This window comes from Streptomyces sp. NPDC002206, assembly GCF_053593595.1.
Window position 1 is genome coordinate 693,284 of the sequence record NZ_JBSFCW010000001.1, and the last position, 21,704, is coordinate 714,987.

The window sequence follows — 21,704 nt, forward strand, 5'->3', positions numbered from 1 at the left end:
CTTTCGGGGTCGAGTCTCAATCAATGGTCTGAACGGGTCCGGGGCAGGGCCGGGGCCTCATGAGCGAGGCCCCGGCCAGACCCGTCAGACCTCTTCGACGCTGCTCGGCTCGCGCCGGGACAGGTCGATACCGAGCTCCTCCGCCGCGCGGAAGACGTCCTCGTCCGTGTCACGCATCTCGATGGACATGCCGTCCGAGGAGAGCACCTCCACGTTGAGGCAGAGCGACTGCATTTCCTTGATGAGCACCTTGAAGGACTCGGGGATGCCCGGCTCGGGGATGTTCTCGCCCTTGACGATGGCCTCGTAGACCTTCACGCGGCCGGTCACGTCGTCGGACTTGATCGTCAGCAGCTCCTGGAGGGCGTAAGCGGCGCCATATGCCTCCAGCGCCCACACCTCCATCTCACCGAAGCGCTGTCCACCGAACTGAGCCTTACCACCCAGCGGCTGCTGGGTGATCATGGAGTACGGGCCCGTCGAACGAGCGTGCAGCTTGTCGTCGACGAGGTGGTGGAGCTTGAGGATGTACATGTAGCCGACCGAAACCGGCTCGGGGAACGGCTCACCGGAGCGGCCGTCGAACAGGTGGGCCTTGCCGGAGGGCTGCACCAGGCGGTCACCGTCGCGGTTCGGGATCGTGGCCTCGAAGAGACCGGAGATCTCGTCCTCGCGCGCACCGTCGAAGACGGGCGTGGCGACGTTGGTACCGGGGGCGACCTGGTCGGCGCCGATGGCCTGCAGGCGCTTGGCCCACTCGTCACCGAGGCCGGAGACGTCCCAGCCACGGCTGGCGAGCCAGCCGAGGTGGATCTCCAGGACCTGTCCCGGGTTCATTCGGGACGGGACACCCAGCGGGTTGAGGATGATGTCGACCGGGGTGCCGTCCTCCAGGAACGGCATGTCCTCGATCGGGAGGATCTTCGAGATGACGCCCTTGTTGCCGTGACGGCCGGCGAGCTTGTCACCATCGGTGATCTTGCGCTTCTGCGCGACGTAGACGCGGACCAGCTGGTTCACGCCCGGCGGCAGCTCGTCGCCCTCTTCGCGGTCGAAGACGCGGACGCCGATGACCTTACCGATCTCGCCGTGCGGGACCTTCAGCGAGGTGTCGCGCACCTCGCGCGCCTTCTCACCGAAGATCGCGCGGAGCAGGCGCTCCTCGGGGGTCAGCTCGGTCTCACCCTTGGGCGTGACCTTGCCGACGAGGATGTCACCGGCGACGACCTCGGCACCGATACGGATGATGCCGCGCTCGTCGAGGTCGGCGAGGACCTCTTCGGAGACGTTCGGGATGTCCCGGGTGATCTCCTCCGGGCCGAGCTTGGTGTCACGGGCGTCGACCTCGTGCTCCTCGATGTGGATCGAGGAGAGGACGTCGTCCTGCACGAGGCGCTGCGACAGGATGATCGCGTCCTCGTAGTTGTGACCCTCCCACGGCATGAACGCCACGAGCAGGTTCTTGCCGAGCGCCATCTCACCGTTCTCGGTGGCCGGCCCGTCGGCGAGGACCTGGCCCTCGATGACCCGGTCGCCCTCGGAGACGACGACCTTCTGGTTGACCGAGGTGCCCTGGTTGGAGCGCGAGAACTTGGCGATGCGGTACGTGGTGTACGTGCCGTCGTCGTTGGTGACGGTGATGTAGTCGGCGGAGACCTCCTGGACGACACCGTCCTTCTCGGCCTTCAGGACGTCACCGGCGTCGGTGGCGCAGCGGTACTCCATGCCCGTGCCGACGAGCGGGGCCTCCGACTTGATCAGCGGCACCGCCTGACGCATCATGTTCGCGCCCATGAGGGCACGGTTGGCGTCGTCGTGCTCCAGGAAGGGGATCATCGCGGTGGCGACGGACACCATCTGGCGCGGCGAGACGTCCATGTAGTCGACGTCGTCACCCGGGATGTAGTCGACCTCTCCGCCACGACGGCGGACCAGGACGCGGGGCTCGGTGAACCGCATGTCCTCGGAGAGCGTCGCGTTCGCCTGGGCGATCACGAAGCGGTCTTCCTCGTCGGCGGTGATGTAGTCGACCTCGTCGGTGACCCGGCCGTCGACGACCTTGCGGTACGGCGTCTCGATGAAGCCGAACGCGTTGACACGTCCGTACGAGGCGAGCGAACCGATCAGACCGATGTTCGGGCCTTCAGGGGTCTCGATCGGGCACATGCGTCCGTAGTGGGACGGGTGCACGTCACGGACCTCGAAGCCGGCCCGCTCACGGGAGAGACCACCCGGGCCAAGCGCCGACAGACGGCGCTTGTGGGTGAGACCCGACAGCGGGTTGTTCTGGTCCATGAACTGCGACAGCTGGCTGGTGCCGAAGAACTCCTTGATGGAGGCGACGACCGGCCGGATGTTGATCAGGGTCTGCGGCGTGATCGCCTCGACGTCCTGAGTCGTCATGCGCTCACGCACGACGCGCTCCATACGGGCCAGACCCGTACGGACCTGGTTCTGGATGAGCTCGCCGACGTTACGCAGACGACGGTTGCCGAAGTGGTCGATGTCGTCGGTCTCGACGACGATCGAACGACCGGACTCACCGACGGTCTCGGTCTCCCCGGCGTGCAGCTTGACCAGGTACTTGATGGTCGCGATGACGTCGTCGGAGGTGAGCACGCCGGCGTCCAGCGGCTCTTCGGCGCCGAGCTTCTTGTTCACCTTGTAGCGGCCGACCTTCGCGAGGTCGTAGCGCTTCGGGTTGAAGTAGAGGTTCTCGAGCAGCGTCTGAGCAGCCTCGCGGGTGGGCGGCTCGCCCGGGCGCAGCTTGCGGTAGATGTCGAGCAGCGCGTCGTCCTGGCCCTGGGTGTGGTCCTTCTCCAGGGTGGCGCGCATGGACTCGTACTCGCCGAACTCCTCGAGGATCTGCTCGGTGGTCCAACCGAGAGCCTTCAGGAGGACGGTCACGGACTGCTTGCGCTTGCGGTCGATACGGACACCGACCATGTCGCGCTTGTCGATCTCCATCTCCAGCCAGGCACCCCGGGACGGGATGATCTTGGCGGAGAAGATGTCCTTGTCGGACGTCTTGTCGATCGAGGAGTCGAAGTAGACACCCGGCGAGCGCACGAGCTGCGACACGACGACACGCTCGGTGCCGTTGATGACGAAGGTGCCCTTGTTGGTCATGAGCGGGAAGTCGCCCATGAAGACCGTCTGGGACTTGATCTCGCCGGTCTCGTTGTTGGTGAACTCGGCCGTGACGAAGAGCGGGGCGGCGAACGTGAAGTCGCGCTCCTTGCACTCGTCGATCGAGTTCTTCGGGGGCTCGAAGCGGTGGTCGCGGAACGTAAGCGACATCGACCCGGAGAAGTCCTCAATCGGTGAAATCTCCTCGAAGATCTCCTCCAGGCCGGACTTGGTGGGGACGTCTTGTCCACTGTCCAGAGCAGCCTCGACGCGAGCCTTCCAGGCGGCATTGCCGAGGAGCCAGTCAAAGCTCTCGGTCTGCAGCGCGAGGAGGTTCGGAACCTCGAGGGGCTCCTTGATCTTTGCAAAAGAGATGCGCAGCGGGGCGGTGCTGGCACCGTTGTTCGTATTCGCGGTCGAGGCGTTGCGCGAGGCGGCCAAGAGGGGGTCCTTCCGAGGGCTCGGACTCACTACGCGCGTACCGGTCCCAAGTTGGACACGGTGACGGAAATCCCAGGTCAGGGACGAACAGTCATCGGTGTTCAAGCATCGGGCATGCCCCTGGTGACGGGCAGGAGGCAGCTAACAGGCAGCGCAAAGGGTCAGTGTAGCCAAACGGCACACTGATGTCCAGTCCGGGTTCTCAGAGACCCTCGAAGCTCGCAACAGCTGTTCTCAACACCTATAAATCGCCCTCGCGCGGATGCGCTCTTCTTTACTGCCCTCTTCGCCAACGATCCATGCATCGGATCCGGATCGAGTGACGACGCGTCCTGAGAATTGCGCGCCGCGTGCGGTTCGTCAAGGCCCCCCTGCCGGACAGAGCCCCGAGACCCTCATCCGCTGCCCCTCGGCACCGGCCGCAAGCCTCCGCCGGAGGCGTACGGCGAAGATCACGATACTCGTCAACCACGGAAGAGCAAGGTGAGCGCCTCGGGTACGCCGAAGGGCGACCACCCGGATGGGTGATCGCCCTTCGCGATGTGACGTCCGTGCCGTGCGGCACGAGCAGTCCAGACGAGTCAGAAGACTCGCAGGGTCACTTGACCTCGACCGAGGCGCCGGCGCCCTTGAGGGACTCGGCAGCCTTCTCGGCGGCCTCCTTGGCGACCTTCTCGAGGACCGGCTTCGGGGCGCCGTCGACGAGGTCCTTGGCCTCCTTGAGACCGAGCGAGGTCAGCTCACGCACGACCTTGATGACCTGGATCTTCTTCTCGCCGGCACCGGTGAGGATGACGTCGAACTCGTCCTGCTCCTCGACGGCCTCAGCGGCGGCAGCAGCGCCACCGGCGGCGGCAACGGCGACCGGAGCGGCAGCCTTGACGTCGAACTTCTCCTCGAACGCCTTGACGAACTCGGAGAGCTCGATGAGGGTCAGGGTCTCGAACTGCTCGAGCAGCTCGTCCTGGGACAGCTTCGCCATGATGGCGTCCTTCCACTAAGTCGGCAGGTGCCGGGTGTATATGAAGGCGGGCGTACGGGCCCGCTGCGAGCCGTGGGGCGGAGTGTTACTCCGCCACCTCGGCGTCGGCGGGAGCCGGCGTACCGGCACCGCCCTGCTCGACCTTGGCGCGAAGGGCGTCCGCAGTGCGGACGAACTCCGACAGAGGGGCCTGGAAAGTCGCCGCGGCCTTGGCCATCGACGCCTTGATTCCACCGGCCACCTTGGCGAGCAGAACCTCGCGGGACTCGAGGTCCGCAAGCTTCTTGATCTCATCGGCGGACAGCGCCTTACCGTCAAGGACACCGCCCTTGATGATGAGGTTCGGGTTGTCCTTGGCGAAGTCACGAAGACCCTTCGCCGACTCCACCGGGTCACCGGTGACGAAGGCAACCGCCGTCGGGCCTGCGAACAGGTCGTCCAGCGTGTCGATCCCGGCCTCGTTGGCCGCAATCTTGGTCAGCGTGTTCTTCACCACGGCGTACTGGGCGTTCTCACCGAGCGAACGGCGCAGCTGCTTGAGCTGTGCCACGGTGAGACCCCGGTACTCGGTCAGCACAGCGGCGTTCGAGCTGCGGAACTGGTCCGCGAGCTCGGCTACCGCGGCAGCCTTGTCGGGCCTTGCCATGAGCGTCGGCCTCCTTCCGGGTGATGAGGACCGCTCAGAAGGGGCCGGGAAAAACGAAACGCCCCAGCACAAGTGCCAGGGCGCAGCTCGACCGGACAAAGTCCGGGAGCGTTCCACAGTCACCTGCGCAGGTCGTCCGCACTCAACGGATCCTTCGGTCACTGCACCCTCTTGCGAGAACACAGCAACGACCAGCGGTCTTTGGCTTCTGTAGGAGAGTACGCGACCGGGGTCGCGCCGAGCAAATCCGTCCCGGTTCGGGCGGTGCGGGAGGTTTAAGAAGCGCCCGCAGCGCTGCCCTGCTGCTGCTCCAGGAGCTTCTGGAGGTCGGCGGTGCCGGAGAGGCCGGGGCTCCTCGACCGTGCCGTCGGTGCGGCCGGCTCGGCCAGGGCGTCGCAGGAGTAACGGATCCAGCGCTTGCCGCCCGCCTGCCTGGCGAACGCCTCGCCCATGTCGGCGACCTCCGTACGGTCGACTCACGCCGACGCACGGCGCGGCCGGCCACTGCTGCGTACGAGAACGAGGACGGGCCCCGCACCTCGAAAGGTTGCGGGGCCCGCCCATGTCACACGAGACGCGGCTTTCGTACGAGCGCGGAGGCTCAGACGGCGGCCGGGTCCTCCTCGACGAGGAGGTTACGGGTGCGGTTGGCGTCCAGCGGGATGCCGGGGCCCATCGTGGTGGCCAGCGTGGCCTTCTTGATGTAGCGGCCCTTGGCGGCGGACGGCTTCAGACGGAGGATCTCCTCCAGCGCCGCGGCGTAGTTCTCGACCAGCTTCGTCTCGTCGAAGGAGACCTTGCCGATGATGAAGTGCAGGTTCGAGTGCTTGTCGACGCGGAACTCGATCTTGCCGCCCTTGATGTCGTTGACAGCCTTCACGACGTCGGGGGTGACGGTGCCGGTCTTCGGGTTCGGCATCAGACCACGCGGACCGAGCACGCGGCCGAGGCGGCCGACCTTGCCCATGAGGTCCGGGGTGGCGACGACGGCGTCGAAGTCCAGACGGCCCTTCGCCACCTCGTCGATGAGCTCGTCGGCGCCGACGATGTCGGCGCCCGCGGCTTCCGCGGCCGCAGCACGGTCACCGGTCGCGAAGACCAGGACCCGGGCGGTCTTGCCGGTGCCGTGCGGGAGGTTCACGGTGCCACGGACCATCTGGTCGGCCTTGCGCGGGTCTACACCCAGGCAGAACGCGACCTCGACGGTGCCGTCGAACTTGGTGCTGGCGGTGTCCTTGGCGAGACGGACGGCCTCGAGGGGGGCGTAGTTGCGCTCCCGGTCGATCTTGGCGTCCGCAGCGCGGAGGTTCTTGCTGCGCTTCACTTCTGCTCCTGTGTTTTCAAGGTGGGAGGCGTGGTGCGGGCCAGCGCTTGGCCCTACCACTGAAGGACTACGGGGCTGATCAGCCCTCGACCGTGATACCCATCGAACGGGCGGTGCCGGCGATGATCTTCGACGCGGCGTCCAGGTCGTTGGCGTTCAGGTCGGGCATCTTGACCGTGGCGATCTCGCGGACCTGGGCGCTCGTGAGCTTCGCGACCTTGGTCTTGTGCGGCTCGCCGGAGCCCTTGTCCACACCTGCGGCCTTGAGGATGAGCTTGGCAGCCGGCGGGGTCTTCGTCACGAAGGTGAAGGAGCGGTCGTCGTAGACCGTGATCTCCACCGGCACGACCATGCCACGCTGCGACTCGGTCGCGGCGTTGTAGGCCTTGCAGAATTCCATGATGTTGACGCCGTGCTGGCCGAGCGCGGGGCCGACCGGCGGGGCCGGGTTGGCCGCGCCGGCGTTGATCTGGAGCTTGATAAGCCCCGTGACCTTCTTCTTCTTGGGAGGCATTGCTCTCTCCGGGTCCTAGTGAGAGTTTTTCGCCGTCATCCGGATCATCCGGATGCAGGCATACCGCACAACGATAACGGGTATAGCTGCGCGACCAAAAACCGAGCAGGTCAGACAGGCTCTACAGCCTGTCTGACCTGCTCGGTAGGCGTGTGTCCAGAAGTCGGCGAAAACCGTCAGTTCTTCTGGATCTGGTCGAAGCTGAGCTCGACCGGGGTCTCGCGACCGAAGATCTCGACGAGGCCCTTGACCTTCTTCGAGTCGGCGTTGATCTCGTTGATCGTCGCCTGCAGCGTCGCGAACGGGCCGTCGGTGACGGTGACCGAGTCGCCCACCTCGAAGTCCAGCACCTGGACCTCGACCTTGCGGGAGGGAACGGGCTTGCCCGCGGCCTCGGCGGCCTCGCGGGCGGCCTTCTCCTCGGCCTCCGGGGCGAGCATCTTGACGATCTCGTCCAGGGTCAGCGGGTACGGGTCGTAGGCGTTGCCCACGAAGCCGGTGACACCGGGCGTGTTACGCACGACGCCCCAGGACTCGTTCGTCAGGTCCATGCGCACCAGGACGTAACCCGGGAGCTTGTTCTGGCGGACGTTCTTGCGCTCGCCGTTCTTGATCTGGACGATCTCTTCCTCGGGCACTTCGGCCTGGTAGATGAAGTCCTCGACGTTGAGCGAGACGGCGCGCTGCTCCAGGTTGGCCTTCACACGCTTCTCGTAACCGGCGTACGTGTGGATGACGTACCACTCGCCGGGGAGACCGCGGAGCTCGTCACGCAGAGCGGTGACGGCGTCGACCGGGGCGGCCTCTTCCTCGGCCTCTTCCTCGGTCTCGTCGTCGCCCTCGGCGGCCTCGTCCTCGTCGGACTCCTCATCGGAGTCGGCCGCAGCGGCCTCGTCCTCGACGTTCACGGCGGCCTGCTCGGCGGGCTCACCCGCGGCGTCGGCAGCTTCGGCCTGGTCCGGCTCCACAGCGTCAGCCGCCTCGACGATCTCGGCCTCGGCCTCGGCGGACTCGAAGGCGCCCGCCGTCGGCTCGACGGCGTCGTTCAGGTTCGGGTCAGACACGGTGGCTGCTTCTTCCTGGATACAAATGGGTGGAACATGCGAAAGGGGCGCCCATGAGGCGCCCTCCGCGGGATCAGCCGAAGACGTACTTGATGACCCGCTGGAATCCGAAGTCAATCACGGTCACAAGACCAATCATGACGACCACGAAAACAATCACCACGGACGTGTACGTCGTCAGCTGATTGCGAGTCGGCCAGACAACCTTGCGCAACTCGGCGACGATCTGGCGGTAGAACAACGCGAGGCGACCCATGGGGCCCTTCTTTCCGCGCTTGCCACCCTTCCGAGTCCTCTTCTTCGACTCGGGTACTTCATCCTCGGCATCAGGCATGTCGATGGAGCCCACGGCGTCCGTCACGCTTCTCACCTGATTCCGGGTCATGGCCGTGCCGCGCCCGGTGGAGCCGCACGGCGGTGCATTGAAGTACGTACATGCGCACACATCCTGGCGAAGGAGTGTGTAGCAGGGCCGGAGGGACTTGAACCCCCAACCGCTGGTTTTGGAGACCAGTGCTCTACCAATTGAGCTACGACCCTTTGTGGTTTCCACCAACCTACCGCATCTTCCCCGATGCTCCGGGTGCAGGAACGGTGCGGCTGGTGAAGGCCAACGACAGGTGAGTGTACGTGCTCAGCGGCCCGGCGTCGAACAGATAGCTCCGGACAACTCCTGTCCGGTTCTTGTCCGCATGCTGTCCGGGTGCTGTCCGGTCCCTGAAACCCCTGTGCCGACGGGGATTGCGGTCTGGGAGCATGGGGCCCATGAGCGCTGCAACTTCTCCCTCCGAGCGCCGGGTCTCCGCCCGCATCGGTGCAATCTCCGAGTCCGCCACTCTGGCCGTCGACGCCAAGGCCAAGGCCCTCAAGGCCGCCGGCCGTCCGGTGATCGGCTTCGGTGCCGGTGAGCCCGACTTCCCGACCCCTGGCTACATCGTCGACGCCGCGGTCGAGGCCTGCCGCAACCCGAAGTACCACCGCTACACCCCGGCGGGCGGGCTCCCCGAGCTCAAGGCCGCCATTGCAGAGAAGACGCTGCGCGACTCCGGTTACCAGGTCGACACCTCCCAGATCCTGGTGACCAACGGCGGCAAGCAGGCCATCTACGAGGCGTTCGCCGCGATCCTCGACCCGGGCGACGAGGTCATCGTCCCGGCGCCGTACTGGACCACCTACCCCGAGTCGATCCGTCTCGCCGGCGGTGTCCCGGTGGATGTCGTGGCCGACGAGACCACCGGCTACCGGGTCTCCGTCGAGCAGCTGGAGGCGGCACGCACCGAGCGTACGAAGGTCGTCCTGTTCGTCTCCCCGTCGAACCCGACCGGTGCGGTGTACAGCGAGGCCGACGCCAAGGCGATCGGCGAGTGGGCCGTCGAGCACGGTCTGTGGGTGCTCACCGACGAGATCTACGAGCACCTGGTCTACGGCACCGCGAAGTTCACCTCGCTGCCCGCGCTCGTGCCCGCCCTGCGCGACAAGTGCATCGTGGTCAACGGTGTCGCCAAGACGTACGCGATGACCGGCTGGCGCGTGGGCTGGCTCATCGGCCCCAAGGACGTCGTCAAGGCCGCGACCAACCTGCAGTCGCACGCCACGTCCAACGTCTCCAACGTCGCCCAGATCGCGGCGCTGGCCGCCGTCTCGGGGAACCTGGACGCGGTCGCCGAGATGCGGACCGCCTTCGACCGCCGCCGGCAGAACATCGTACGGATGCTCAACGAGATCGACGGCGTGCTGTGCCCGGAGCCCGAGGGCGCGTTCTACGCGTACCCGTCGGTGAAGGCGCTGCTCGGCAAGGAGATCCGCGGCAAGCGCCCGGCCACTTCGGTCGAGCTGGCGGCGCTGATCCTGGACGAGGCCGAGGTCGCGGTCGTTCCGGGCGAGGCCTTCGGCACGCCGGGCTACCTGCGGCTTTCGTACGCACTGGGCGACGAGGACCTCGTCGAGGGCGTGTCGCGGCTCCAGAAGCTGCTGGGCGAGGCGAAGGACTGACCTCCGCGCCCTTCCGCGCAGGTGCCCCCCGGCCGAGGCCGGGGGGCACCTTTTTTGTGCACATTTTCGATCGGGCTGTCGTACGAGCTTGCGTTCGAGGATCAACTCGATGGGAATCCCGCTACCGCGACAGCCCGCGGGTGCGGCAGGATCTTCGAATGGAGCGTGACGTACGGCTGTTGCCCAAGGCCCACCTGCACTTGCATTTCACCGGGTCGATGCGGCCCACGACGCTGCTCGAACTCGCCGACAAGTACGGCGTACGGCTGCCCGAGGCACTGACGGGCGGCGAGCCGCCCAGACTGCGGGCGACGGACGAGCGCGGCTGGTTCCGCTTCCAGCGGCTCTACGACATCGCCCGGTCCTGCCTGCGGGCGCCCGAGGACATCCAGCGGCTGGTGCGCGAGACAGCCCAGGAGGACGTCGCGGACGGCTCCGGCTGGCTGGAGATCCAGGTCGACCCCACCTCGTACGCCCCGCTGCTCGGCGGTCTCATCCCGGCGATCGAGATCATCCTGGACGCGGTGGACTCCGCGGCGCGCGATACCGGGCTCGGGATCCGCGTGGTGATCGCGGCGAACCGGATGAAGCACCCGCTGGACGCCCGGACGCTGGCCCGGCTCGCGGTGCGGTACGCGGACCGGGGTGTCGTCGGCTTCGGGCTCTCCAACGACGAGCGGCGCGGAATGGCGCGCGACTTCGACCGGGCCTTCGCCATCGCCAGGGAGGGCGGGCTGCTGGCGGCCCCGCACGGCGGCGAACTGGCCGGCCCATCGAGTGTGCGGGACTGCCTGGACGACCTCGAAGCGGCCAGGATCGGCCACGGCGTCCGGGCCGCCGAGGACCCGCGACTGCTGCGCAAGCTGGCGGAGCGCGGGGTGACCTGCGAGGTGTGCCCGGCGTCGAACGTGGCCCTGGGCGTCTACGAGAAGCCTGCGGACGTACCCCTGCGCACTCTGTTCGAGGCCGGGGTACCGATGGCGCTCGGCGCTGACGATCCGCTGCTCTTCGGGTCCCGCCTCGCCGCCCAGTACGAGCTCGTACGGCGCCACCACGCGTTCACCGACGAGGAGCTGGCGGAGCTGGCACGGCAGTCGGTGCGGGGGTCTGCGGCGCCCTCCGACGTACGGGCGCGGCTGCTGGCGGGGGTCGACGACTGGCTGGCGAAGCCGGCCGGCTAGCCGCCTCCTCGTCCGGGCACCCCTGTGGGGCCCGGGCCGGCCTTGTGCGTGGACTCAGGACTGTGTGCCGATCCCGTGCAGCACCGTCCGCGCGACGGAAGCGGCGAATTCGTCCAGAGACTGCGGCGGTCGGCCCTCCTCCGTCGCGTCGTACGCGAACGCGCGCTGGACACAGGCGCCGAGCAGCAGCGACGCGGCCGCGTAGGTGTCGGCGCCGGGCCGCACGCGGCCGGCCGCCTGCTCGCTGCGGAGATAGCCGGCGACGCCCCGGATCGGCATGTGCGGGCCGGTGCCGAGCTCGCGCATGGCCGCGTCGTGGCGGCTCTTGAGCCGCGGCTCGGCGTAGAGCGAGGCGGCGATCGGGAAGCTCTGGGCGTAGAAGAGCGCGGCCTCGCGGGCGATGTCGGTGAGATTCTCCTCGACGGTCCGCTCCCCAGCCGCCGGGTCGGCGGTCAACCGCCGCAGCAGTGGGTTGAGCTTGGGCAGCCGTTCCTTGAGCACGGCCACGAACAGTTCTTCCTTGCTGGGGAAGTGCTTGTAGAGCGCCGCTTCCGAGCAGCCCGCGGCCCGGGCGATCTCCTTGGTGGTGGCCCGCGCCAGGCCGATGGTGAGCATCAGCTGGTGAGCGGCGTCGATGATGCGGACGCGGGCCGGCTTCTGCTCCATGGGCACTCCAATGAGGCTTGACGCGTGGTGAGTATCCACTCACTCTAGGGGTGAGTGAATACTTACCCACCCTAGGAGGGTGCGCAATGAGACTCACGGTGTTCGGCGCGACAGGCGGCATCGGCCAGGAGATCGTCCGCCAGGCCGTGGCGGCGGGCCACGAGGTGACGGCGGTGGTCCGCGATCCGGCGCGGCTGCCGGTTCCGCTCTCCGACGTCACGGTCCGCACCCCGGCGCGGATCGACGATCCGGAGGGGCTGCGCGAAGCGGTCGCCGGGCGGGACGCGGTGCTCTCGGGGCTCGGCTCGCGCGGCCGGAAGGCCGACGGGATCACCGAACGGCTCACCGGCTCGGTGATCCGGGCGATGGAGGCCGAGGGGACGCGGCGGCTGCTCGTGGTGAGCGCGGCCCCGGTCGCGCCGAAGCCCGCGGACGACCCGCTGCTGGACCGGATGATGCTGAAGGCGATCGGCGCGATCCTCAAGGAGGTCTACACCGACCTGACCCTGATGGAGGGCGCGCTGGCCCGCAGCGCCACGGACTGGACGTCGGTGCGGCCGCCGAAGCTCACCAACGGGCCGCTGACGGGGAGGTACCGGACGGTCTACGGCAGCAACCCGCGCAGCGGCAGGTCCATCTCGCGGGCCGATGTGGCACACGCGATGCTGGCGCTGATCGACGATCCGGCAGCGGTCAAGCAGGGCGTGGGCGTGGCGTACTGACGCCACGCCCACACACCCCCGGCGGCCCTCGAAAGGTCGGAAGGCGGGGGCTCAGAGGCTGACGCCGACCGTCACCGGCTCATTGACGAGCGTGACGCCGAAGACGTCCTGGACCCCTGCCACGACCTCGCGGGCCAGCGCGAGCAGATCCTCGGTGGTCGCCCCGCCGCGGTTGGTGAGGGCGAGCGTGTGTTTGGTGGAGATACGGGCGGGGCCGGTGCCGTACCCCTTGGTGAAACCGGCCCTGTCGATCAGCCAGGCCGCCGAGGTCTTGGTGCGTCCCCCGTCCGTGGGGAAGGCGGGGGGCGTCACCTCGGGGCCGAGCCGGTCCTTGGCGCGGGCGAGGAACGCCGCGTACTGCGCGCCGTCGAGGATCGGGTTGGTGAAGAAGGAGCCCGCCGACCAGGTGTCGTGATCCTCCGGGTCGAGCACCATGCCCTTGCCGGCGCGCAGGCGCAGCACGGTCTCGCGGGCGGCCGCCGCACGCACCCGTTCGCCCTGCTCGACGCCCATGGCGCGGGCCGTTTCGGGGTACTTCAGGGGCGCGGAGAGACCACCCGCATCTTCCAGCTCGAACCGGACACGCAGCACCACGAAGCGGTCGGGTTCGGCCTTGAAGCGACTGTGCCGGTACGAGAATGCGCACTCGTCATTCGGGATGGTGACCGTTTCGCGGGTGTACCGGTCGTAGGCGACGACCTCCGTGATGGTCGATGCCACCTCCTGACCGTACGCACCGACGTTCTGGATCGGCGTCGCGCCCGCGGAGCCGGGGATTCCGGCCAGGCATTCGATACCGGCGAGACCGGCCTCGACGGTCCGGGTGACGGCGTCCGTCCAGACCTCTCCGGCGGCCAGTTCCAGCGCCGTGCCGACCAGCTCGAACCCCTTGGTCGCGATGCGCAGGGCGGTGCCGTCGAAGCCCTTGTCGCCGATGACCAGGTTGCTGCCGCCGCCGATGACGAGGAGCGGCGTACCGCTGTCGTCGGCCTCGCGCACGGCTGCGACCACCTCGGCGTCGGTCGTCGCCATGAGGAGGCGGGCCGCGGGGCCGCCGAGCCGGAAGGTGGTCAGGGGGGCGAGGGGGGCGTCGTGGAGTTCCTGCACGGGGACAAGAGTACGGTCCGTGGCCCCACCGCTCGGGCGGGGCCACGGACCGCGTACGCGGCAGGCCATGGATCAGGCGGCGACCGGGGCCCGCCCCTCGGCAGGCTCCGCACCCGCCATCGGGTCCGACTCCGGGTCCGCCACGGGCGCCGGTGCGGTGCGGCGGCCCGGGATCAGCAGGGCGGCGACCGCGGCGAGCACCACCGCCCCGGCGCCGATCCAGACCGCCGGAACGGTCCCGTCCGTGAACGACTGCGCGGAGCCGTAACCGCCCTGCGCCGAGAAGACCGAGGCGAGCACCGCGACACCGAGGGCGCCCCCGACCTCGCGGAGGGAGTTGTTGGCGCCGGAGGCGATGCCCTGCTCGGCGGGGCGGACGCTGGACATCACCAGGCTGGCGGCCGGCGCGAAGTAGAGCGCCATTCCGATGCCGCCGATCATCAGGGCGGGCAGCTGGGCGGTGTACGGGGCGTCGGGGGCGATGACCATGGCGAAGAGCGCCAGTCCGACGGCCTGGAGCGCGAGGCCGGTGACGACGACCGGACGGCCGCCGAACCGGTCGGAGAGATATCCGGCGATCGGGGCGACCAGCATCGGCATGCCCGTCCAGGGCAGCATCCGCAGCCCGGCCTCGCTCGGCGAGTAGCCCAGCACGCCCTGGAAGTACTGGCTGAGCAGGAAGATCGAGCCGAACATCCCGAGGAACATCAGCAGGCCGGCCATGTTGATCCCGAAGAAGCCGCGGTTGCGGAAGAGCCGCATGGGCAGCATCGGGTTCTTCGCGTGAAAGCCGTGGTGGATGAATCCGCCGATCAGCGCGGTACCGGCGATCAGCCCGGTGAGGACCGTGGGGCTGGTCCAGCCGTCGGCGTTGGCGCTGACCAGCCCGTAGACGATGCCGAAGAGGCCGCCGCTGACCAGGAGGGTGCCGGGGACGTCGAGCCGGGCGTTCGGGGCGTACGACTCCGCCAGACGCAGCCGGGCCAGCGGCAGCAGAACCAGGCCGATCGGCACATTCAGCCAGAAGATCCACTGCCAGGAGAGGTGCTCGGTGAGGCTGCCGCCGATCAGGGGCCCGCTGGCGACGGCAAGTCCGGTGACGGCGCTGAAGATGCCGAGTGCCATGCCGCGGCGGGCGGCGGGCACGGCGGCCGTGAGCAGGGTGAGCGTCAGCGGCATCATGATCGCCGCCCCGACCCCCTGGACGGCCCGGAAGGCGATCAGCTCATTGATCCCGGACGACAGGGCCGCGGCGGCGGAGGCGCCGGTGAAGACGGTGAGCCCGGCAAGGAAGAGCCGTCTCCTGCCGAACCGGTCACCGAGGGCCGCACCGAGCATGAGCAGCACGGCGAAGGTCAGGGTGTACGCGTTCACCGTCCATTCGAGCTCCGCCAGTTCGCCGCCGAGGCTCTTGCGGATGGAGGGCAGGGCGGTGGTGACGACGAGATTGTCGAGCGCGGCCATGAAGCCGGCGACGCTGGTGATGACGAGGGCCCAGACCGCTCCTGAGCGGCCTGTGGTGTGCTGATTCACTGCTCCCCCAGGGGGTTAGTTATCAATGACTAACTTCGATGGGCAGAAAGCCGGGCCGAACCCGGGTCGCACTGTTCAGACGGTCGGCCGCGCCGAGGGATAGAAACCGGCCCAGACCCGGTGGTCGGGCGGGAAGCCGAGCGAGGCCAGGGTATTGATGAGCATGCCGTACGCGAGGAATGTCGTGGTCTCGCCGATATCGGCGCCGAGCGCGAGGTGGATCTCGTCCCACATCTGCAGCCAGCCGGCCCGCACCGACTCGCCGAACTCGTGGTCCCCGGCGGCCTCGGCCGCGGCGATCGCCGCGTACATCTGCATCTGCAGCAGCAGCTTGTCGGGGTCGTCGACGATGAGGCGCTGATATGCCGCCGCCATGGCCTGGAGCGCTTCCTCGCCCTCCAGGCCGTCACCGGCCTCTGCGAAGACCTTCCGGGTGTCCGCCAGGCAGCGGTCGGAGGCGGCGAGGAACATGGCCTGCTTACTCGGGAAGAGGCGGAAGAGGTACGGCTGCGAGACGCCGACCCGCTTGGCGATCGCCTCCGTGGAGGTGGCGTTGTACCCGCCGCGGGCGAACTCGGCGACCGCCGCAAGGATGACGCTCTCGCGCCGCTCTTCTGCACTCATCCTGGCCATGCAGCTAAGTTAGTACTCAATCACTAACTTGGTCAAGCAGTGGGCGACGGCACTCATGAAAGCCGCACAAGGAGCCGACGCGTAAGGGGCACCCACCATGGGCGGGTACCCCTTACGCAAAGGTCGACTCAGCGGCTCAGGCGAGCTGCACGACGGCGCGGGACATGCCCAGCACCTTCTTGCCCTCACTCATCGCAGTCAGGTCCACCCGCACCTGGTTGTCGTCCAGCAGGGCGGCCACCTTCGCACTGACCTCGACCAGCGCACCCTTGTCGTCGTTCGGCACGACGACCGGCTTGGTGAACCGCACCCCGTACTCCACGACCGCCCCCGGGTCCCCGGCCCAGTCCGTGACCACCCGGATCGCCTCGGCCATGGTGAACATGCCGTGCGCGATCACATCCGGCAGCCCGACCTCACGCGCGAACTTCTCGTTCCAGTGGATCGGGTTGAAGTCACCGGAGGCACCCGCGTACTGCACCAGCATCGCGCGGGTCACCGGGAACGACTGCGCCGGCAGCTCCGTACCGACCTCGACCGACTTGTACGCAACCTTCGCCGTCATCACGCCTCCTCGGCGGCGCGCGCCACCAGCTTCGTCCACGCGGTCACGACATGCTCGCCGGCCTCGTCGTGGACCTCGCCACGGATGTCGAGGATGTCGTTGCCCGCCAGCGACTTGATGCCCTCGATCGTCGAGGTGACCGTCAGTCGGTCCCCCGCCCGCACCGGACGCACATACGCGAACTTCTGGTCACCGTGCACCACACGGCTGTAGTCCAGACCCAGCTGCGGGTCCTGCACCACCTGCCCCGCAGCCTTGAACGTGATCGAGAAGACAAAGGTGGGGGGCGCGATCACATCGGAATGCCCGAGCGCACGGGCAGACGCCGGATCCACATACGCCGGATTGGAGTCGCCCACCGCCTCGGCGAACTCGCGGATCTTCTCCCGGCCGACCTCGTACGGCGCGGTGGGCGGATAGGTCCGCCCCACGAAGGACTGGTCGAGCGCCATGGGCTCGCTACCTCCTGATGGAAAGACGAATGGGCCGAAGAGCAGCCCTGCACAGAACAGCCCTATACAACGACACGAGGCCGCCCCCAGTGGGGACGGCCTCGTGCACGAGCCTGATTCAGCGGGTTTCGCGGTGCGCAGTGTGCGAGTTGCAGCGCGGGCAGTGCTTCTTCATCTCAAGACGGTCCGGGTTGTTACGCCGATTCTTCTTGGTGATGTAGTTCCGCTCCTTGCACTCCACGCAGGCCAGCGTGATCTTCGGGCGGACGTCGGTGGCAGCCACGTGAGTGCTCCTTGGACGGACGGATGGACGGATGAACGCAAAAAAGAGTAGCCGATCGAAGGACCGACCCCACAATCGGCTACCGTAAGTAGCGGTGACCGGACTTGAACCGGTGACACAGCGATTATGAGCCGCTTGCTCTACCGACTGAGCTACACCGCTTTGATGCCGGATCCCCCCGCCGTGAGGCGGGGTTCCCCGATCACCAGAGCCCCAATACGGAATCGAACCGTAGACCTTCTCCTTACCATGGAGACGCTCTACCGACTGAGCTATTGGGGCGAGCGATGAAGACATTACACGGTCCCTCGCCGATCGCCCAAATCCGTTTCGGAGCCCCCCACCGAGACGTAGATCGCCACCGCCCCGATCCCTTTGATCAGCCACTCGTCCGCAGCCGGTCGAAGACCGGACCGGCCACCTGATCAGCGACTTGATCCACCCCCGGCCACCCCCGGTCCGGCCACCGCACCGACCGCCCCGGCCGCCCACACCCGCCCCGTGGCCCGCACCAAGCCACACCGGTATGACTATTTCGCCCCTGCTCGAACCGGGACGAACACGCCCCTAGGCTCGACTCACTCTGCGTGATCTTGCAACCCATCCAGGAGCACGATGCCCGACAGCCAGCCACGGCAGCCGGACGACCCCGCCGCCGACCCCACCAGCACCACCGAAGCCACCCCGCTGGTGCTGTGCGGCGCCCGTCTCACCGACGGCCGCATCGTGGACGTACGGCTCGGCGACGGCCGCATCGAAGCTGTCGGCACCACAGGCAGCCTGACCGCACCCGGCGCCCGCGTGGACCTCCGCGGCTACCTGCTGCTCCCCGCCCCCGTCGAACCCCACGCCCACAGCGACACCGCCCTCACCGCCGACAGCGCAGGCCCCCACAGCCGCGGACCCGCCTCGCACCACCCCGAGGACATCCAGCGCCGCGCGACCGAAGCCGCCCTCCTGCAACTCGGCCACGGCGCCACCGCACTGCGCTCACACGTACGGATCGGCGACGCAACCGGGCTCGCCCCGCTCGAAGCGATACTGCAGGCACGCCACTCACTGCGCGGACTCACCGACCTCACCCCGGTCGCCGTACCCCGCCTGCTCACCGGAACCGCGGGCGCCGACAGCCTCGCGATGCTCCGCGACGCGGTGAAGATGGGGGCCGGCGTCGTCGGCGGCTGCCCCGACCTCGACCCCGACCCGGCCGGATACGCCGAAGCCGTCCTGGACATCGCCGCGGAGCACGGCTGCCCCGTCGACCTGCATACGGACGGTGACGATCCCGCCCGCCTCACCCGCCTCGCCGCCATGGCAGCCGGGCTGCGGCACGGAGTCTCGATCGGCCCGTGTGCCGGCCTCTCCCGCCTCCCCCCGCAGACCACGATCCGCGCCGCCGATCAGCTCGCCGCCGCCGGAGTGACCGTCATCTGTCTTCCCCAGGGCGGCTGCTGCGGGGCGGAACGCCGAGGCACGGCACCGGTACGGCTCCTGCGCGCGGCCGGAGTACACGTCGCGGCCGGCAGCGGGGCACTGCGCGACGTCGCCAACCCGGTCGGCCGAGGCGACCCGCTGGAGGCCGCCTACCTGCTCGCCTCACAGAGCGGGCTACGGGCCGAGGACGCGTACGACACGGTGTCCACCGCCGCCAGAAAGGCCATAGGCCTGCCCGAAGTCCGCGTCGAAGCAGGCTTCCCCGCCGAACTCCTCGCCGTACGCGGCGAACAGCTCCCGGGCGTGCTCTCCCTCGCATACAGCCGGATCGTCGTGCACCACGGACGAGTAGTGGCACGCACGAGCGCGGTACGCGAGTACTGCGACTCGGAGACCGTCGTGGCCCTCGACCTGCCGCGCCAGGGACGACCGGAATCCGGTCCGGGCGGCGGGCCTTGAGCGAGGCGGCGCGCTGCGGCGTACGGTCGTGACCATGCGCATTGTCATCGCAGGTGGACATGGTCAGATCGCGCTGCGGCTGGAGCGGCTGCTCGCTGCGCGCGGAGATGAAACGGCAGGCATCATCCGCAATCCGGAACAGAGCGAGGACCTCCGGGCGGCCGGTGCCGAACCGGTCGTCCTGGACCTCGAATCGGCCACCGTGGAGCAGACGACGGAGGTCCTGCGCGGCGCCGACGCAGCGGTCTTCGCAGCCGGCGCGGGGCCCGACAGCGGTACGGAACGCAAGGACACGGTGGACCGCGGCGCGGCAGTGCTCTTCGCGGACGCCGCGGAACGGGCCGGCGTACGGCGCTACATCGTGGTGTCGGCCATGGGCGCCGATCCGGACCACCCGGGTGACGAGGTCTTCGACGCATACCTGAGGGCCAAGGGCGCCGCCGACATGTACGTACGTTCCAGGACCGCACTCGACTGGACGATTCTGCGCCCCGGAATGCTGACGAACGACGCAGGCACCGGCCAGGTCCAGATGTCCGTCTCGACGGGACGCGGGCCGGTGCCGCGCGACGACGTGGCGGCAGCACTGCTGGAACTGCTGGACACCCCGGCGACAGCCGGCCTGACGCTGGAACTGATCTCGGGTGGCGTGCCACTGACGGTGGCAGTGAAGGACGTCGCGGGGAACTGAGGGGACGGCTGTGCGGCTCCGGGTTCCCGGGACCCGGAACCCGGAACCCGGAACCCGTTCGACGGTGATCACGCGCGATCACCGTCGCACGCCCTCCGCACGCCCTTTCGCCAACTCTTCATCGCATGGCCCTTCTTGGGCCGAACGAGTGACCATGCTCGTACGCGCGACGACGATCAACGCCCACTGGGGCCGGGGGTCGGTAGCGGCCCTCACCGCGGACACCACTCCCACCGGCGCCAAGCTGTCCAGCCAGGACTTCACTGCCTGCCTGCCGACAGCTGTGGGGGCCCCGAGCTCCCCGCAGGCACCGCCGGTTCGTCACGCGCCGCCTGCAGGGGGACTAACTGGGCCCGCGCCAACTCCGCACAGCCGCCCACCGTGATGCGGGAGAGGACGGCGGGAGAGCCGTTTCGAACGAGATGGACGAGGCTTCGCATCCGGAGGACTTGAGCGACACGGATCGCGGGGGCTCCGGATTGCGGCGGCTGTCGTGTCCGGCGGTCGTGGTGGCCGTCCTCGCCTTGGTGGCGGGAGGCTTCATCCGGCTGTTCCAGGATGAGTTGTTCCATCCGTTCGGGGACGCCCGAGCCTATGAGGGCAGCGACACGATGCTGTTTACAGAGCGTCGGCCACCTCCGTCCTGACCTAATCCAGCCTGGAAGTTCAACGCTGTCGGAGGACAAGTGGGGTAGGGAGTTCGCGACTTGCCGAGCCCTCGGTATGCAGATGGGCCGAGCTACACCGTTTCAGTACTAGAAGCCGGCCTCGATGCGGGTCTGGACGCCGGACTCGTCGACGGGCGGGTCGAAGCCGGCCTCGATGCGGGTCTGGACGCCGGACTCGTCGACGGGCGGGTCGAAGCCGGCCTCGATGCGGGTCTGGATGCCGAACTCGTCGACAGGCGGGTCGAAACCGCCTCTTGTGTAGACGCCGTCAGGGTCTTCCCTGGCGCGCACGTCGGCACCCCAGTCGAAACCGCCCCTTGTGTAGACGCCGTCAGGGTCTTCCCTGGCACGCACGTCGGCACCCCAGTCCCCGTCATCGCCCCTGGTGTCGTCGTCATCCCGGCCGGTAATCCCTCTTCCGTCGACGCCGTCAGGGTCATCGTCCAAGGCGACCAGTTCATGCTCCAGCGCTACCGGTGCAGCCATGGCAGTCGCCGGCACTGCCAGGCCACCACCGGCCAGCACCATGGAAGCCGTGAGTACCACAAGCCGACGATTGCAGGATCGCTTGGTCATCGGAATTCTCTATTCGGTATTCGGGGGCTCTGCATTCACCCCGCGTCGAAAGCTGGGGTATTCACGGCTCCCTGTTGCCCGGGTTCGCCCCTGCGGGTCCTGCTTCCAACCAGGACTGGAAGCCTCCCGGCACGTCACGACAAGACATGGCTCGACAATCGAAAGCCGGCGGCTCGTCGGGCGCTGACCACCGGTTTGCACAGAACCAAACCCTGGGAGAGCCGCCGATCCCACCCGTGCGCGCACCCAACACACACGGCCAGGGCGAACAGTTCGTCGCACGTCACGTGGGCACGGTTCATGGGCGTGCAGTGCCACGCGCTCCGGCTCTTGGTCGCGTCGTAAACGCGCTCCGTTTCAGCCTCGATCCCGGCCATCCGAGATCTTCTGATCGGGTAATTATACCGCTTTACAAGTTCGATCAGCAGGCCTGCTCATCTGCCTGTGCCCCCTGTTTCTCGGAACGACCTACGCGCGAAAGTGCGTTCGCGGCTGCCTTGTGCGCCTATGTTGCCGTCACCTACTGCCGTCGCCCTTGTGCCCCAACAACAACTACATGATCTTGGGAAAACCGGCCTCAAGTCCCTGGCTTCGGCCGTCACCTGTGGAGAAGCGGTGCCACCAGTCATGAGAGGTGCGAAT

General features: G+C 68.0%; 21 protein-coding genes and 3 tRNA genes. 5 read left to right on the plus strand and 19 right to left on the minus strand.

Going from position 1 to position 21,704, the window contains the following annotated elements:
- Positions 1-84 precede the first annotated feature (84 nt).
- The 9 genes from rpoB to ACWCP8_RS03295 all read right to left on the minus strand — a co-directional run bounded on the left by rpoB (position 85) and on the right by ACWCP8_RS03295 (position 8,640).
- Complete coding sequence (gene rpoB, locus ACWCP8_RS03255; RefSeq protein WP_352265674.1) at positions 85-3,570, minus strand: DNA-directed RNA polymerase subunit beta; 3,486 nt, start codon at positions 3,568-3,570, stop codon at positions 85-87.
- Between the two features lie 598 nt (positions 3,571-4,168).
- Positions 4,169-4,552, minus strand: coding sequence for a 50S ribosomal protein L7/L12 (gene rplL / locus ACWCP8_RS03260; protein WP_352265676.1), 384 nt, complete (start codon positions 4,550-4,552; stop codon positions 4,169-4,171).
- Between the two features lie 85 nt (positions 4,553-4,637).
- Entirely contained in the window at positions 4,638-5,198 is a 561-nt protein-coding gene (gene rplJ / locus ACWCP8_RS03265; RefSeq protein WP_030914107.1) for a 50S ribosomal protein L10, read from the minus strand.
- A gap of 275 nt (positions 5,199-5,473) precedes the next feature.
- Positions 5,474-5,650: a hypothetical protein gene (locus tag ACWCP8_RS03270; protein ID WP_451113993.1), complete on the minus strand. Its 177-nt coding sequence runs from the start codon at positions 5,648-5,650 to the stop codon at positions 5,474-5,476.
- 149 nt (positions 5,651-5,799) lie between these two features.
- Positions 5,800-6,522 carry a 50S ribosomal protein L1 gene (rplA, locus tag ACWCP8_RS03275; protein ID WP_352265680.1) on the minus strand — a complete coding sequence of 241 codons (723 nt, stop codon included), beginning with the start codon at positions 6,520-6,522 and terminating at the stop codon, positions 5,800-5,802.
- A gap of 79 nt (positions 6,523-6,601) precedes the next feature.
- Positions 6,602-7,036 (minus strand): 50S ribosomal protein L11, encoded by a 435-nt coding sequence (rplK, locus tag ACWCP8_RS03280; protein ID WP_030977920.1) that lies wholly within the window; start codon positions 7,034-7,036, stop codon positions 6,602-6,604.
- Between the two features lie 176 nt (positions 7,037-7,212).
- Positions 7,213-8,100 carry a transcription termination/antitermination protein NusG gene (gene nusG, locus ACWCP8_RS03285; protein WP_352265682.1) on the minus strand — a complete coding sequence of 296 codons (888 nt, stop codon included), beginning with the start codon at positions 8,098-8,100 and terminating at the stop codon, positions 7,213-7,215.
- A 73-nt stretch (positions 8,101-8,173) separates the two neighbouring features.
- Positions 8,174-8,461: a preprotein translocase subunit SecE gene (secE, locus tag ACWCP8_RS03290; protein ID WP_267003030.1), complete on the minus strand. Its 288-nt coding sequence runs from the start codon at positions 8,459-8,461 to the stop codon at positions 8,174-8,176.
- A 106-nt stretch (positions 8,462-8,567) separates the two neighbouring features.
- Positions 8,568-8,640 (minus strand) — tRNA-Trp (locus ACWCP8_RS03295).
- Positions 8,641-8,865: 225 nt separating this feature from the next.
- On the opposite strand from ACWCP8_RS03295, the gene ACWCP8_RS03300 reads away from it, so the two are divergent.
- Positions 8,866-10,092: a pyridoxal phosphate-dependent aminotransferase gene (locus ACWCP8_RS03300; protein WP_352265684.1), complete on the plus strand. Its 1,227-nt coding sequence runs from the start codon at positions 8,866-8,868 to the stop codon at positions 10,090-10,092.
- A gap of 158 nt (positions 10,093-10,250) precedes the next feature.
- Entirely contained in the window at positions 10,251-11,273 is a 1,023-nt protein-coding gene (locus ACWCP8_RS03305) for an adenosine deaminase (protein ID WP_352265685.1), read from the plus strand.
- A 54-nt stretch (positions 11,274-11,327) separates the two neighbouring features.
- On the opposite strand, the gene ACWCP8_RS03310 is transcribed toward ACWCP8_RS03305, so the two are convergent.
- The gene (locus ACWCP8_RS03310; protein WP_355995983.1) at positions 11,328-11,939 is read right to left on the minus strand and encodes a TetR/AcrR family transcriptional regulator; all 612 of its coding nucleotides are present in this window, start codon (positions 11,937-11,939) and stop codon (positions 11,328-11,330) included.
- An 86-nt stretch (positions 11,940-12,025) separates the two neighbouring features.
- Here ACWCP8_RS03310 and ACWCP8_RS03315 point away from each other — a divergent pair, with 86 nt between their 5' ends.
- A complete protein-coding gene (locus ACWCP8_RS03315; RefSeq protein ID WP_451113994.1) occupies positions 12,026-12,661 on the plus strand; it encodes an NAD(P)-dependent oxidoreductase in 636 nt (211 codons plus the stop codon).
- A 51-nt stretch (positions 12,662-12,712) separates the two neighbouring features.
- On the opposite strand, the gene ACWCP8_RS03320 is transcribed toward ACWCP8_RS03315, so the two are convergent.
- The 8 genes from ACWCP8_RS03320 to ACWCP8_RS03355 all read right to left on the minus strand — a co-directional run bounded on the left by ACWCP8_RS03320 (position 12,713) and on the right by ACWCP8_RS03355 (position 17,516).
- Positions 12,713-13,768, minus strand: a complete 1,056-nt coding sequence (locus tag ACWCP8_RS03320; protein ID WP_451113995.1) for a UDP-N-acetylmuramate dehydrogenase — start codon at positions 13,766-13,768, stop codon at positions 12,713-12,715.
- 72 nt (positions 13,769-13,840) lie between these two features.
- Positions 13,841-15,301, minus strand: a complete 1,461-nt coding sequence (locus ACWCP8_RS03325; protein WP_352265692.1) for an MFS transporter — start codon at positions 15,299-15,301, stop codon at positions 13,841-13,843.
- A gap of 75 nt (positions 15,302-15,376) precedes the next feature.
- Positions 15,377-15,925, minus strand: coding sequence for a TetR/AcrR family transcriptional regulator (locus tag ACWCP8_RS03330; RefSeq protein WP_328629749.1), 549 nt, complete (start codon positions 15,923-15,925; stop codon positions 15,377-15,379).
- 145 nt (positions 15,926-16,070) lie between these two features.
- Positions 16,071-16,499, minus strand: a complete 429-nt coding sequence (locus ACWCP8_RS03335; RefSeq protein ID WP_356332842.1) for a MaoC family dehydratase — start codon at positions 16,497-16,499, stop codon at positions 16,071-16,073.
- Complete coding sequence (locus ACWCP8_RS03340) at positions 16,499-16,951, minus strand: FAS1-like dehydratase domain-containing protein (RefSeq protein WP_451113996.1); 453 nt, start codon at positions 16,949-16,951, stop codon at positions 16,499-16,501. Before ACWCP8_RS03340 ends, ACWCP8_RS03335 begins: the two co-directional genes overlap by 1 nt.
- Positions 16,952-17,069: 118 nt before the next feature.
- Positions 17,070-17,234 carry a 50S ribosomal protein L33 gene (rpmG, locus tag ACWCP8_RS03345; RefSeq protein WP_003956487.1) on the minus strand — a complete coding sequence of 55 codons (165 nt, stop codon included), beginning with the start codon at positions 17,232-17,234 and terminating at the stop codon, positions 17,070-17,072.
- An 89-nt stretch (positions 17,235-17,323) separates the two neighbouring features.
- Positions 17,324-17,396 (minus strand) — tRNA-Met (locus ACWCP8_RS03350).
- Between the two features lie 47 nt (positions 17,397-17,443).
- Positions 17,444-17,516: transfer RNA gene (locus ACWCP8_RS03355), tRNA-Thr, on the minus strand.
- A gap of 333 nt (positions 17,517-17,849) precedes the next feature.
- Here ACWCP8_RS03355 and ACWCP8_RS03360 point away from each other — a divergent pair.
- Together ACWCP8_RS03360 and ACWCP8_RS03365 are read left to right on the plus strand one after the other, a co-directional pair.
- Positions 17,850-19,127: an amidohydrolase family protein gene (locus ACWCP8_RS03360; protein WP_352265695.1), complete on the plus strand. Its 1,278-nt coding sequence runs from the start codon at positions 17,850-17,852 to the stop codon at positions 19,125-19,127.
- A gap of 34 nt (positions 19,128-19,161) precedes the next feature.
- Positions 19,162-19,818 (plus strand): SDR family oxidoreductase, encoded by a 657-nt coding sequence (locus ACWCP8_RS03365; protein WP_451113997.1) that lies wholly within the window; start codon positions 19,162-19,164, stop codon positions 19,816-19,818.
- 755 nt (positions 19,819-20,573) lie between these two features.
- Here the strand turns inward: ACWCP8_RS03365 and ACWCP8_RS03370 are convergent.
- Positions 20,574-21,062, minus strand: coding sequence for a hypothetical protein (locus tag ACWCP8_RS03370; protein ID WP_451113998.1), 489 nt, complete (start codon positions 21,060-21,062; stop codon positions 20,574-20,576).
- Positions 21,063-21,704: the final 642 nt, after the last annotated feature.

Excerpts from the sequence above, each read along its gene's own strand:
- ACWCP8_RS03310 (WP_355995983.1), bottom strand. The coding sequence starts at position 11,939 with ATGGAGCAGAAGCCGGCCCGCGTCCGCATCATCGACGCCGCTCACCAG.
- ACWCP8_RS03300 (WP_352265684.1), top strand. The coding sequence starts at position 8,866 with ATGAGCGCTGCAACTTCTCCCTCCGAGCGCCGGGTCTCCGCCCGCATC.
- ACWCP8_RS03330 (WP_328629749.1), bottom strand. The coding sequence starts at position 15,925 with ATGAGTGCAGAAGAGCGGCGCGAGAGCGTCATCCTTGCGGCGGTCGCC.
- ACWCP8_RS03335 (WP_356332842.1), bottom strand. The coding sequence starts at position 16,499 with ATGACGGCGAAGGTTGCGTACAAGTCGGTCGAGGTCGGTACGGAGCTG.
- ACWCP8_RS03365 (WP_451113997.1), top strand. The coding sequence starts at position 19,162 with ATGCGCATTGTCATCGCAGGTGGACATGGTCAGATCGCGCTGCGGCTG.
- rplK (WP_030977920.1), bottom strand. The coding sequence starts at position 7,036 with ATGCCTCCCAAGAAGAAGAAGGTCACGGGGCTTATCAAGCTCCAGATC.
- ACWCP8_RS03315 (WP_451113994.1), top strand. The coding sequence starts at position 12,026 with ATGAGACTCACGGTGTTCGGCGCGACAGGCGGCATCGGCCAGGAGATC.
- ACWCP8_RS03305 (WP_352265685.1), top strand. The coding sequence starts at position 10,251 with ATGGAGCGTGACGTACGGCTGTTGCCCAAGGCCCACCTGCACTTGCAT.
- ACWCP8_RS03340 (WP_451113996.1), bottom strand. The coding sequence starts at position 16,951 with ATGGCGCTCGACCAGTCCTTCGTGGGGCGGACCTATCCGCCCACCGCG.
- ACWCP8_RS03360 (WP_352265695.1), top strand. The coding sequence starts at position 17,850 with ATGCCCGACAGCCAGCCACGGCAGCCGGACGACCCCGCCGCCGACCCC.
- rplL (WP_352265676.1), bottom strand. The coding sequence starts at position 4,552 with ATGGCGAAGCTGTCCCAGGACGAGCTGCTCGAGCAGTTCGAGACCCTG.
- ACWCP8_RS03270 (WP_451113993.1), bottom strand. The coding sequence starts at position 5,650 with ATGGGCGAGGCGTTCGCCAGGCAGGCGGGCGGCAAGCGCTGGATCCGT.
- rplJ (WP_030914107.1), bottom strand. The coding sequence starts at position 5,198 with ATGGCAAGGCCCGACAAGGCTGCCGCGGTAGCCGAGCTCGCGGACCAG.
- ACWCP8_RS03370 (WP_451113998.1), bottom strand. The coding sequence starts at position 21,062 with ATGACCAAGCGATCCTGCAATCGTCGGCTTGTGGTACTCACGGCTTCC.